The sequence below is a fragment of the Brevibacillus sp. HB1.4B genome (assembly GCF_013284285.1).
GTDB lineage: Bacteria > Bacillota > Bacilli > Brevibacillales > Brevibacillaceae > Brevibacillus > Brevibacillus porteri.
The window spans coordinates 99,666-112,953 of record NZ_JABSUT010000010.1; the positions used below are offsets into that span (position 1 = coordinate 99,666).

The 13,288-nt window shown below is 50.5% G+C and carries 10 protein-coding genes; all 10 read right to left on the reverse strand.

What is annotated here, in order from left to right; genetic code table 11:
• Nucleotides 1–9: 9 nt before the first annotated feature.
• The 10 genes from HP398_RS22660 to HP398_RS22705 are packed head-to-tail and all read right to left on the reverse strand — an operon-like array spanning nucleotide 10 to nucleotide 13,234.
• Nucleotides 10–2,250, reverse strand: coding sequence for a putative baseplate assembly protein (locus tag HP398_RS22660; protein ID WP_173623693.1), 2,241 nt, complete (start codon nucleotides 2,248–2,250; stop codon nucleotides 10–12).
• Nucleotides 2,251–2,267: 17 nt separating this feature from the next.
• Nucleotides 2,268–5,342: a putative baseplate assembly protein gene (locus HP398_RS22665; RefSeq protein WP_173623694.1), complete on the reverse strand. Its 3,075-nt coding sequence runs from the start codon at nucleotides 5,340–5,342 to the stop codon at nucleotides 2,268–2,270.
• Nucleotides 5,343–5,390: 48 nt separating this feature from the next.
• Nucleotides 5,391–5,792 carry a GPW/gp25 family protein gene (locus HP398_RS22670; RefSeq protein ID WP_173623695.1) on the reverse strand — a complete coding sequence of 134 codons (402 nt, stop codon included), beginning with the start codon at nucleotides 5,790–5,792 and terminating at the stop codon, nucleotides 5,391–5,393.
• Nucleotides 5,793–5,808: 16 nt separating this feature from the next.
• Entirely contained in the window at nucleotides 5,809–6,534 is a 726-nt protein-coding gene (locus HP398_RS22675) for a phage baseplate assembly protein V (protein WP_017250495.1), read from the reverse strand.
• Entirely contained in the window at nucleotides 6,531–7,646 is a 1,116-nt protein-coding gene (locus HP398_RS22680) for a phage late control D family protein (RefSeq protein ID WP_106836075.1), read from the reverse strand. The genes HP398_RS22675 and HP398_RS22680 overlap by 4 nt, the downstream gene beginning before the upstream one ends.
• A 7-nt stretch (nucleotides 7,647–7,653) precedes the next feature.
• Complete coding sequence (locus tag HP398_RS22685; RefSeq protein WP_173623696.1) at nucleotides 7,654–8,289, reverse strand: CIS tube protein; 636 nt, start codon at nucleotides 8,287–8,289, stop codon at nucleotides 7,654–7,656.
• A 57-nt stretch (nucleotides 8,290–8,346) separates the two neighbouring features.
• Nucleotides 8,347–12,165: a hypothetical protein gene (locus HP398_RS22690; RefSeq protein WP_173623697.1), complete on the reverse strand. Its 3,819-nt coding sequence runs from the start codon at nucleotides 12,163–12,165 to the stop codon at nucleotides 8,347–8,349.
• Between the two features lie 33 nt (nucleotides 12,166–12,198).
• Entirely contained in the window at nucleotides 12,199–12,663 is a 465-nt protein-coding gene (locus tag HP398_RS22695) for a phage tail protein (RefSeq protein WP_017250499.1), read from the reverse strand.
• Nucleotides 12,664–12,668: 5 nt separating this feature from the next.
• The gene (locus tag HP398_RS22700) at nucleotides 12,669–12,860 is read right to left on the reverse strand and encodes a DUF6760 family protein (RefSeq protein ID WP_017250500.1); all 192 of its coding nucleotides are present in this window, start codon (nucleotides 12,858–12,860) and stop codon (nucleotides 12,669–12,671) included.
• A complete protein-coding gene (locus tag HP398_RS22705; protein WP_007721338.1) occupies nucleotides 12,857–13,234 on the reverse strand; it encodes a hypothetical protein in 378 nt (125 codons plus the stop codon). Before HP398_RS22705 ends, HP398_RS22700 begins: the two co-directional genes overlap by 4 nt.
• Nucleotides 13,235–13,288 lie beyond the last annotated feature (54 nt).

Genomic DNA, 13,288 nt, shown 5'->3' on the forward strand with positions numbered 1-13,288 from the left:
TGTTCCCGTCTATCTTTCTCTATCCACAACGAGCTCCAGAACATGTTCTCCTGAGTACACCAGTGCATGGAGCGGAATCTGAATATCTCCCCCTTCATCCCTGATGATGCCTGTACCCTCTGTGGAAACCCACAAATCCGTCACGTATAGCACACCCTCGATCTGGTTTAACACCTCGTAAAGATCGCTTTTATAAACAGGTCGACCAAATTCCCATCCTTTTCCTTGATGAGTCGAAGAATCTTGGACATTCAATGGCGTCAAATACCGCTTCAGTGCCTGTAGCACGATCTGCTTTTTGTCTGCAAACGCAGGCTCCACCACGATTGTCGATAAAACGGTCACTTTGATATAGGCTGGAGCAGTCACATGGACTTCTGTCGTCAGCAGCCTTCGCTGTTCCAATTGGTGGCGAACGGTCCGCAGGAAGCCTTCACTTGGCAGTGGTGTCGGCTGGTCGCTGAACGGGACGATGACGACGGTCATTTGAGCGGCTTCGTTTTGCTCGGAAGCCCCCATTTCCCCTACTTTATACAGGGGGATGGCCTTCGCGCGGGCCACTCGCAATCCGGGAGTCGACAGCGCGATGGCCTCATAATCTTCTGCTGTAACGGCCCGCTGCGGTTTCTTCCATTCCATTCTCATCCTGCGTTTGGCTTGATCGATCGTTTCGCGCTCGCTTCCCCCACTGGCTGGACGGGGATTCGTCACCTGCGCGGTAGTTCGCTGCCTGGCGAGTGGAAGGAACCGGGTAATTTGGCCACCCTGTACATTCCCCTTCGCGCCTTGGCCTGTCTGACACGATATGATCCGAATGCCCGCCATGCCTTCCAGCCTTTCGGGAATGGCTCCGTGCTCATTGTTGCCAAACGCGATTTCTGCCCCGTCCGAATCATTCAACATAAAATGGCGGTCCTGTGGTCCCGATCGATCAAAATCAGTGACCAGCGACCAGTCTTCCCAGACGGGAAACGGACTGCCTTCGACCTGACGCGCCACCTGAATGACAAACGTTTCTGGCAAGATCGATTGGACATTCAATCGGAACATTTGATGTGGCAATCCACTGCTTTCTCCAATGAATCGCTGCCCTGCAAAGTCACTCCGATAGGCGATGACCCGAATATTTTTGCGGCCCTCAGGTATTGCACTCCCAAACCGAATCATCGTAGCTCCCTGTTCTGAGTCGCGCGAAACGCGAAAAGAGAATGCACCTGTATTGGCTTGATCTGGTTCATCTTGATCCCATCCACTTTGCCAATAACGCCCCTTTTTGCATTGAACCTCTACTGTGCCTTCATACGATAGCGAGCTTGCAAGCACGATCGTCTGATCCACTTGACCCGTTCCATCGTACTCCCACACTTGACTGAAGGTTTCACGTTGGATGGCGTTCACGGTGTTCAGCTCTATTTTTTCCATGCGTGGAGCCAATTCGAATCGACCTGCACGCAATGTCGCACAGAGCCAAAATCGAGGCCGATCATTGGCGGGGTAAAGCATGATTGGCTTCATTGCCCCTTCAAGCTCGATCAGGACTCGTCCCGAAAAGGAGAGATGCAGCGTTTCATCCGAGACTGGTAACGGACTCCATCCCATTTCTTGCGTGCGCTCGTTCTGTCCATAGTACTCCCAAACTAGACTCGCCGATGGAACGAAAAGGGACGTGGGTGTAAGCGAGACCAGTGGGACAGGATAGTCTTCAAACAGACGCAAACCGATGGAGACTGTATTCCCCACTGGCAGCGGCCGATCAAAGCCTAAGTAAATCTTGTTCCCTATCCTTGGTTCCTGGCCAAATGCGTAGTAGGAAACACCGTTATGCGCATTAGATGAACTCACATCCGCCGTCCCGCTTTCTGTATGAACCAGAACACGCTCCAGACTGGCGGGTACCAGAACAAGCGAATGTTCCGTCTCGAAAGGAAGATTCCCCGCGAACAATCTCGTCTTCTCCGGAAGAATCGCTTCTTCTGACACGTCGAAAAACGTAACATCAGTCGTCGCACATGACTGATGTTGTGGGTGTACACCCATGAGCTGCAAAAATTTCCGTTCGTTCTTTTCCGTTATCCGATTGAGATAGTATTGCTGCATTTCCATCAACCACGCGAACATCTCCAAAAGCGTAATGCCCGGATCGTGATGACGGTGATCACCCCACTCTGGCTGCAGCTTGGGGATCGCGTTTTTTGCTTGTTCTAGGATCTCTTCAAAGTGGCGATCATCCAGATTCTTGGATGGAAGCATAGCGCACACTTCCTTTTTCAATGTTTGGTTGGGAAGAAAGCCTGGCTGTCGTGAACGCGGACGCTGATTCGATGCGCACCCTCTGTGACGATCCCATGTATGATCGTTTCGTATTCAGAAGCGAGTATTTCCTTTCGTTGCCCACTTTCCGTTCGAAATACAGCCAAGGTCAGATGATCCACAAAGCGGACGCCCTTTACAGATTTCAACAAGGCAAACAAGAGCGACGGGTGCACACGTTGTCCTATTTCCCAGCCTCCACCATGCAGATTTCCCGATATCGGGTCAAGGAATCGCGCGAGCTTGCTGAGTGTCTCCAGCTCCACCTCAACGATTTCCTCCAAAGACCCCACTGCTAGCTCTGCTGTCACCGCAATTTCCAAGTAGACAGGCTCCCTAACATGAATCCGTTCGGGAGAGGCTACCGTCGCTGCCGCATGTGTAAGCAAGGAGTTCGTGACAGAACGCCGAAGCTCCAAAAATTGTGTGCCGAAGCATCCCGCTGCGGGTAATACGATCACAGTGACATGCCCTGCTTCTCTTTGCAGGCGGCTGTTCCGATTCGGTAAACACTTCACCTTGGCTATCCCCGGATGCGCTTCACGGACGAGCCATTCGAAATCCTCAGCCGTCACCGCTCGATAGCGATGCTTGATGGTTTGAGGACCTCGTTGCAAGGCTTCCGCCAGCAATTCCCGATCACTTCCCCCAAGTGCAGGCACCGGATTGCTGACAGCTTGGACAAACGGAATCGATTGTTCCAGTTGATTCAACTGCCCAGCTGGAAGATTCCCTGCTGTTCCCCCTCCGACCTTATACGTCACCCTCACGGAACCGAGTCCGGTTTGTGGAAGCTCCCTACCGTGTCTGCCATCGCCAAACAAAATGATTCCGGTAGCGCTCTCCAAGCAGTAATGGCGATCATCCGGGCCCGAATCGTGCAGATGCTCTACTCGCTTCCACAGAACCCAGCATTTTTGCTCGTTCCCTTCCGAATCATAGAGAAGTTCCACCCGATTTTCTGGATGTTCCAGCCAGTTCTTTCGTTCACTCGGCAAAAAGAAGCCTGTTTCATCTACCCATACCTCTTCGCCCATGACGGGATGTCGGATGAGTCTGTACTCGGCTTGTGGCCCCTCTGCTATCCGCTCTGCCATTTCATTGCGAATCGTCTCCTGTTGAATGGCCCGTATCGTATTCGGATAAAAGCCGCTTAGCACGGGATGTCGTGCATCCAAAGCGCCTCCTCCCAGACGATTGTCTACGTTGACGGCGCGAATCCAATAACGCTCCCGCTCAAACAGTTTGCTTTTTTCCATATCAAAGGGACCAGCGAAACGGACGGTACCACTTTCCGTAAAACCAGCGGTCTGATCAATTGTCTGCAGCTTGGCCCAAGACGTTGTTCCTGTTTCTTTGCGCTTGTATTCCCATTGCACAACCGGAGCAGGCCCTGGGGATTCTTCCATCGGTAGAAAAGAAAAGTAGAAAGAGAGCGGTCCTTGTAATGGCGGCTGTTCAAATCCAAAGTAGACGGCGGGATGCAAGCATTCGGACGGCAAAAACGGCTGGAAGCTAGCCTGATGATTACCTGTACGGACAGGGTGCTGCCAATCCAAGTCGTTCTGTGTGAGAATCGCTTCCGGCTCATGTAGCGACTCTTGGTACGAGTAGGTCAGGCGCATGTCTTCCAGCCACGGCGCCATGTATACAGGATTCGGGCCATATAAACCTTCCACCTGAAGAATTCTCACACGGATCCAATAACCTAGCTGTGATTGGACGGTTGTCGGCTGCAAATCATCTGGACACGTAAAAATAACCACAATCTCTTCATCCGAATCGGTGCCAGCAAACAGCTTCTCCCGATCCTCTCCTGCCAGGAGCACCATCCATCCACTGCCGTTCCAGTATTCCCATACCACCTTGCTGACCGTGACGGGTGTCGTCGCAGGAGGATCAAAGGAAGATTCCTTCATGATCCATTTCCATTTCGGTTCCGGTTGTGACAGATGCGTAGCGGGATAAGCCACCGTCTTCATCCGAAAACGAAGGGCAACCGTACCTCCAGGCTTCGTCAGCGCCTCTTCACAGGACAAAAAAAACATGCCATACGGTGCGAGCTGCTCGCCAAACGCAAGACAACCGCTCCCAGAAACCTGTACATCATTGGAGAAAAGCATGTCGGGTGAAAGGCCCACCAGGTCATCCGTTGGCAAATAATCCGTCTTCATCTGGATGTGGGTCAGAGAGGTGCTCCCGCCATTTTTCACCCATTCATGAATCATGCCTGGCTTCACTCTGCAACGGAGCCAACGATTTTCGATTCCTTGCACGTCACTAGACTCCCATTTTTTCCGCTGCTTTTTTTCCAAACGTAGCCGATTTTGATCAGCCTCGACTTTGTCGAACAAAACCCATTCGCCCTCTGACAGATACGTCCACTCGACCAGCTCTGGATTCGCCAGCTTCTCTGTTAGCAAGGATTCCAGATAGCGTTCCTGATTGGAAACCATCGTGAGCTGGATCGAAGCACGATCTCCTAAACAAAACAAGTCCTCATGCCCCAAATACCAGCAATGCTCCTGATGATTCGGTAAAGCCTTGCAGTCCAAGAGAGAGAGCGGTGCATTTGTTCCAAGCCACCCCGTTACATCTGTTAAAAAATCTCGACTGCCATTGGAAAACAACAGATCTGTCGGGAGAGAGGGGGTAGCCAGCATAGGCTGATCGGTTTCGAAAACCACTTCATCGCCTTCCTCAGACTTACCCGAAACTTTTGTGCCCGCCGGAATCCACACTGGCTTTTGCACACCTGTACTCAATTCAAATGTCAAAAAGGTTTCTGCCGATCTAGCCTGAGCCATTCCAACACCGAGCATATTGAGAAAAGCGATAAAATTCCGCTCGGGTACTTGATTCAACCGCTCACGATTATTCATCAGCATGTCTGCGAAAAGGAGAAATAAAGCCGTACCCGCATCAGGATCTTCTGGAGTGAAGCGCCACTCCGGGGTGTAGAATGGCACCATTTCGCGCATTTTTCGGATGACCGCCTGCATGTCCCCCGGATCGACCAAAGGTGGTTTCACGTTACCCACCTCCCTTCCTTTTTTCTTCACGCGACTGTGACTCTTGCGCTATCCACGTGGACCGTGACGATGGACAGGATACAACAGCTGATAGCTTTTGTTTGTCGCACGTACCGTATAGCTGATCGTAACGTTCACCGTTTCGGAATGAGTCTTGTCGACCTTGGCCTCCACCTGCACATCCCGCACACGTGGTTCCCAGATCATGATCGCTTCTGCGATGTCCGACTGGAGCAAAGCTAGACTCGTTCCGTCCGTGCCATCAAACATGAAGCCTTGCAATCCGCTCCCGAATTTCGGTCGCATCACACGCTCTCCCTTTGCCGTAGAAAGAATGATGCGAATCGCTTCAGCGATGTCATCCTCGTAGTTGGACAAACGAATCCGGCCTGTAGCCTGATCCACCTGAATAGGGAACTTCCATCCTTTTTCACCGAATGGCTGCTGCATGGAATCCTCCCATGAATTAATTCAATTTGATCACCGAACCGTTGACGGCAACCATTCCGTCAGATTTGATGTTCAGGGACGCTCCTGCTTTAATCGACATGGCTCCCTGCGCCTCCAGATTCAGCTGGGTGGACTTGATTGTCAGCGATGTGTCTGACTGTATGGTCACTTGCCCTTTTGCATTCAACGTAATCGTACTTGAACCGCTCTTCACCGTAACCTCGTTGGTGCTGCCGCCTTTGATGGAGATTTGGTTGTTTCCACTGCTCTCCGTAAGCACAATACTCTCATCCTTGTCCGACAGCTCCACCTGTTGTCCTTTTTTCGTAGCAATCGTGATCTTCCCGTCATTCGGATCATCACCAAAAATCACTTCGTGGCCTGCACGGGTCGTGATTTTTCGGATATTGTTTTTCTCCGCCATTTCCGGGCCTTTGTTTTCCTGATTCCAGAGCATCCCGATCACAAATGGTTCGCGTACATCTCCCCAGTGAAATGCGACTAGCACCTCGTCGCCTACCTCCGGAATGAATAAGCTGCCGCGATCTTTTCCTGCAAAAAGCGTGGCGATTCGCACCCAGTCCGTCTCCCGCTCATTATCAACCAGAGGCAGCTTCAGTTTTACCCGCGAGAGCTTTTCCGGGTCTTCGTTGTTCGTCACAATGCCGACAATGACACCGTGGATTTTCGCCCGTTCTTCTTCTGTGATTTCATCCTGGTAGAACCAATGATCAAAGCTCATATTGTATTTCCCTTCACATGAAACGTCGTGACGTAGCCAGATGCCACATCGATGGTGTGTGTGACGGATGTGATGTAATAAGGCTGACTCAGCTTTTTCCCTAGGCCCTCTAGCTTGATATAGCGGCCAGCCCGAATTTCTGGTAGACCCACTGCCTCACAGTTGCCGTCGAGAAGGTTCATGGCGAGTTGATTCAAGCGTGCTTTGGCAACCGCTTTTATCTCCTCAGGTGAGTCCAGTTTTTTCGTTGACTCGTATTTATCAAAATAATCACCGATTGCTTTCAACAGATCAGCACTTGTCTTCGAATTGGTCCCGAGCTTCCCGATATCTGTGCTCGTTGCTTTTGCTTCTTGGAGCACCGTTGATTTGTCCTTGTCTACCCATCGCACCGTATAGGAGGAAGCTTGGGATGCGATGTTGACATCGACGGAAAAGCTGCGTAAGGAAACTCCCCAGATCAAGGTGAGGACCGGCGTCATGTTGCTCAGTGGCTTACGGAAATATAAATTCTTCCCGACGATAAAAAAATCGTAGTTACAAATTTTAGCGAGACGATTTAAAAATTGAAAGTCAGTCTCGGAGACCGTCTTTGTAATGGTCTCGATTGTCTGAACTGTATCATCCACATGCGTCGACAAGCCGTATTTTTGTCCCAACTCTTTCACGACATCGCTGTATTTCTTTTTATTCCAGGAGGTAGACTTGTTATCCACCATAAGCAGGAACGATTTGTCCATCCCTTTTACCGTAATGGTAGGCGTCTCCTCGCATGCAAACGAAACGGCTGTAATATGCCCGTAAAAGAGACTGGAAAGCTCAGTTCCGTAGCCCAACTGAATTTCGATTTCATTTCCAGGAACCAAATGATCATCTGCCCAGCGAAATTCCCACTTTGCCGTATCAAAAGCATTGGTTACCGAAAACGAAAACGTATCGGCTTTGCCGTCCAAGCTGGAGTTGATCGTTGCTTTGGTAATGGCGACACCTACCTGGCTGATCAGCTTTTTCCCTCCAACGAGTATTTCCAAGGCTGGGGAATGAAAGTTATTGTACGTTTGGCGCAGGTCATCGAAGGAGTGGCGGTCTGTCGTCAATTTCAATTCGCTCATTCCTTCGTCACCTCACAAGTGGCACATGCAGGGTAGTAGCCGGTTTTAGAAGTCTGGGATTGTCGATCCGATTGGCGTTCGCAATGTTTCGCCATTTCGATGCATCACTGTACGAGCGATACGCCATCAAGTACAGCTGGTCTCCTTGGTTGACCGTTTGTTGTGCGACTTTTTCTCTTGCGGCTCCGATATCTTCCGCGGACTTTTTCACACTCGTGCCTTTAAACGTGACGCCTAACGTGGCTCGTACTGGTGTCCCTTGATCGAGAAACATCGTAAACCGTTGCGAAACCTTTTCGATAACACCGGTGAATTGAAAGCTGTCCCAGACGAATTTGCATAGGGGTGGTGTACTGATTTTCTTTTCTACGGCCATCAGCCCCAGCACCTGATTCGTGAATGCACGCACATCCACTCCAGCCTCGTATGTATCAAAAAACAAGTCGACCGATAATGTCTCGATATCTCCGCTCGTGAACATCCCCACTGGTACCGATTGTCCCAATATCTTTTGCCACGAGTAGTTATTGGAAGCATCCACCTTGTATTCGGAAGGGTTAAAGAGAACGGAAATACTCTCCTTGAAGTCTCCTTGCCCGTTGCGATCCACTAAAATTTTGGCCTTTTTCTCCTGACCCATCATTGGCTTTTGCCTCTCTTTACCGAAGAAATAGTCGTCTGTGAATGCGGCAGTTCCTGCTTATAAACCTCGTCGCTGCCGCTCTTGAATGAGGCGCTTGTCCAGCTCCTTCATCATTTTATCCATCAATCGATCCACCTCTTGTGGGGATAACGACGTCTGATTGCCAGCCCTCTCTTGCACGTCTAGATCGAGTTGTCGTTGGAGTGGAATTGTTGTCGTCTGCTGCACTGCGGTTTCTTGAGGCGGAATGCTTTTTCTCAGAAACTCCATGGACGGCGGGGACTGAACGGTAGCAGCAGGGCTTGCATAGCTGTCTGCTGTGCGTAACGATTGTCGATGAGTATGGGTTGCGTTTTCGGACAGGGAGCGCTGCTCGGATTCTCCGGGCGCTCTTTGAGCTTGCTGCAAAGCTTGCAGGAGTGGTGACTGCTTCTCCATCGCAAGCATTGGCTTTAGCAAAAGTGCCAGGGATGTGTTTTCTTTCGCATGCTCCACTTTTTCCGCCGCCATTGGTGTTGTTGACGTCAGGTTGAATAGCCCTTGATTGACCGTCAGAATCTGCTCATGGTTCGTTTGTTGAAAACGGCTGTGGCGAGATAATGGCCCCAAGCTGTTGACGCGACCTTTTCGTGGTAGTCGCTCTGTTGCACGTCTGCTTCCACTCTCATGCATGAAACTGTCGGGCACCCCCACGCTTTGACCATGCACAAGGCTAGGGAGTCGTCCCCATTGTTTCTGAACAACCATTTGTGCATCGTGACGATTCAGAACAGTCGCGAGTAAGTGATGGTTTTGGACATATGCTTCCGTTCGGAAATCAGTCTGGATAGCCTTTCTGATTTGCTCCATGACTTGAAGATAGAGTCGAGCACGCAGGGCAATGGAGCTTGTCCACAAGCTGGCTGTCTGGCGCAAGAAACGGGAGTGGTAGCTTTCACGGGATGGACGGCTTTCTCGTAATGGATTGCTTTTGCCCTGGCGAGACCTTGGCTGATCATTCGATTGCTTTTCACTGCTCGGGGGAGCTTTCCCACTTGTGCTAATTTTGCCTACCTTTGCAAACTCGCTCATCGCAGCCAGCTTCGCGCTTTTTTGCAAGAGGATCGTGAGTCCTAGTTCTGCACTCCATCCAGCAGCGATCCGTTGCAATGAGTTCCTGTCAGAGACATCCTCTCTGATAGAAAACGACTTCGCAGACGTGTTGTACAATCGCTGATGTTCTGTTCTTTCAAGTCCAATCCACTCTGTGACACGAAGCATTGCAGAACCAAAGCCGTTCAACCTGAGGGAAACGGCATCCCGATCATGACGATGAGTATGCAAGAATGCTCGACTTGTACTCTGTTCATTTTTTAGGAAGAAGGTGTGCCGTATTGGTCTATGCTCATGCTCGTGTACCATCGAGATCGTCGCTTTTCGTCCCGGTAGGCTGAACTTTTCTTGATTCTTGAAGAAAGCAACATCTGCCCGCTTGTTTTTCCTACCCTGGAACGACAGTAGCTGACGTATCGTCTCGTATGGCAACTGATACACGTGTTTATTTCCCGGAAAATGAATAGGTGACTGAAAAAACGGTTGGGAGATGCCTTCAGGATACGGAGATTGATTCCCCGGCTCATACGGAAGGTGCCTTGGCGCATGCGTTCTAGTTGCAAGGAATTCCCTTTCGCTGAGCTGTTTTGCCACTCTCTGTTGAAGATGCACCCACGCCATCACAGACTTCCTGTTCGTCTCCTGATGGGTAGAACTGACGATTTGATTCTGTAGCGTTTGCCAGAGTTGGCGATTCACATGGAAGACAGGTACGAAGCGATTCCATGCAAATCGTGCAGCACTAGCTATACCAGCAGGCCCGCGCTCTATTTCGTTATGCGTTTCAAGATATTCCTTGATCCAAGGCTGGTTCAACCATCCTCGTTTTTCAAAGAAAACAGGAGCATTGGCGGACTGGAAGCTCTGTATCCAATAAGCAGCGATCGACTTCCTGACAATTGGCTGCGAGAGAAGCGGAGCTGTTTGGGAGCTATCTGTGATACGCGTCATACGCAATGGGAACAGTAGCCCCTGCACGGGGTGTAAAACGCGTAACGACAAACCCGTCCACCACTCATGCTGTAGCACGTCGAGCTGCTGATACGATGCATGAGAGACAACCGGGATCATGCTCGTTTTGCCTGGATGAGTTTGCTCATGGCTTGATCGCAAGCGAATGGACTGCTCCCGGACAATCTCGTTCAACCTAGCTTCCTGAAATATCAGTTGTTGAAGGAACGAGTATGTCTGCTGATTCCTTGTTCCGATGGATTCGAAAGGAAGCAGCAGTTGTGAAGAGTGAAATGTAATGCTACTCGGCTGCTCCTGCTCCACCCTAGATGCAAGCACGGTTGCTTGTCGCACTCGACTTATGACAAGGTGACGCAACCAATGCGCCAAGGCACTCGACTGTTCTTCCCGCCTGCTTTCTATCTGCTTCAACCTCTGTCGAGAAACAAGCACTGCTTGCCCATGTTCACTTTCTACCCTCGAAAACTGTTGAGCTAAATGGAACAGCTGTTTGAACCGTTCCCTTACAGCCTGCTGTTTGGTCCGACCAGCATCAGCTCGATGAAGTATGCTAGGCAATACGGACGAGAACATCTTCGAAAGCTCATTGCTCTGAAATATCTTCCGTTCCAATGGGGACAGCGTTACTAGCATCCATGCGCTTTTCGCTTGCGGATGTTGACGGCTTTTCGGGAAAACAATCGGCTGTAAAACACGTAGACGTGGATGCACAGTCATCGTCCTTGGCAGCCATGTTGCTCTACTTTTCTGCCAGTACAGACTCAGGTTTTCCCACCAGCGCCCCCAAAGCTCAGTCTGCTGAGAAGCTACGGACCAACGTGTACTTTCACTTTCATGAACGATTCGTCTAGTGATATCTTTGCCGTCAATTCCGACTTTCTCTGTCCACACCGCGCGATCCAAAAAAGAGCTCGCAGCCCGTCCTTCTGCTCGTTTTAGCAAAACAGGAAAAGACCACGTCCCAATCTCTGGTTCCCTTCCTCTACCGATCAACTGCCAAAAATTGCGAACCCCAAACCGTTCGAAGCGCCCTGTTTCAGAACGCGTCGCTCTGACACGTGAATTCGAGATCGCGTCTATTCTTGTCGCTGATTCGAGCCGTATCCGCTCACGTGCATTTTGCATGCCCTTGCGTCCACCAGGATCACCCATTCGCGCCATGTGTACCAAAAATTCCGGTGAACCATAGGAAGTATCAGACGTCCTGAATCTTTCCCGTACGGTTTCTTTGCTGTCTGAAACGATTGCTTTCCAAAGAGGCGAGGTAATATCGACCGGGTCTATCTGCTCTTTGAATCGACCCAGCGGCAGCCATTTTTCAAGTGAGCTTGCTCGCTGAACTAAAGACTGAACATAACTGGGCCAGCGATATCTATCTCTCCCATTTGAGACAACCGTGATCCGAGGCAGGTAAACCTTCTCGATTAATTTGGATGACTCCCACTTCCGAAAAAGCTCATGTATCAAAGTAGCTGGTTGTACTTTTCGTCCTGATCCCGATGCTTGCGTTATCACCGCACGCTCTTTTGGCCATGGGAAACCAGCCTGTCCGTTCGGCAACATTTCTCGATTCAATCCGAGGTAGGATTCCACTTGTACTTGCATGCGTACATGAATGAAGGTTTGATGAAAGTGGTTTTCCTGCCCTCCGATACTCGGCGAAAAATCACGATGGATCAAAGCGAGGTAGCCGGGATCGCGCCCTTCCTCGTGCCGATACTTCTGCATGATGCTTTGTGCAAAGCCTTGGCTGGACGCCCTTGGCAGCAGTGATGGACCACGCGAAGGTGGGAGCGCCTTGATCGTTATCATCGTTTCTTTTGCTCCTTGCAGACGGGATAAGGCTTAAAAATACGCTTTTAAGCCATGGTGCACGATTTCCAATGTCTCGATGGCCACTTCTCCATGCGTGGCCCGGAACTCAGGTCCAACCCACTTGACCGGATAAGCCCCTTCAAATGCCCAAGCCCCCACGTCATTTCCGTTTGGGTCCATCAGAATGATCGCTCCCTGCTTGCGCTTGCGCTTTTCTGGCGGGCCAAAGTGGAAGTCCTCATACCATCTCCACAGCTCGTTTGATCTCACAAACCCTCGTTTGAAGACGAGATTGGGAAACTTGCTGCGTTTCGGCAGCTTGTGGACGAAATGATTCACGCCGCCCTCTTGGTACTCCTCCAGCTCTGTTTCTACGGCCAATCCGGACACTTCACTAAATCCAGCGACCCAGATGCCATCCATCTCCAATCCAAACGGAAGAAAGTCCACACGAAATCGGAGGTTGGTGTAATATGGATTCTCATTGGCTAACACCAGAATCACCTCCGCTTGAACACATCAAAAACGTTTTCGGGTTCGTCATTTTGCTTGCGGTTAATCGCGGATATCTCTTCACACCAGCGCCGCCGTTCCTTGTGTTCCATCGACATGATCTCGTCATGTGGCCAGTGAAAATAGTAGGCGATGAAGGCGGCTTCTTCATAAATCTTGTCGATGGGATACCCACTCATACTCCCTCCAGCGCCCCTGAAAAAGCCATGTCTACCTGGAATTCATGCTCGCATTTCGGGCAAGATGTCTTGAACATCGAGCTGTCCAACTCATTAATCTGTCTGTACAGGTTTTGCAGGTACGCGAGATCAGCGGTAAACAGCCTTTCCACCACTCTTGTGTCAATTCCCCGTACATCTCCCAGCTTGGTAATCACTCTCGTCAGCAAAATAATCGTCAAGTAACCGGGATTTTGCTGGACACGTGGATCACGCATCGGCAAAATTTCGTCGGCAGCCGTCGCCAAGCGCATGACACCTCGTTTGTGCAGGTTTCCTTCTTCATCAACATAGCCGCGCGGGAGCTCGAATTCGTATTCCGTTTTAAATGCCATGGTATCATCCTCCTCATCACCCTAGGCCAGCAAGAATGACAAAGAAAAGTCATT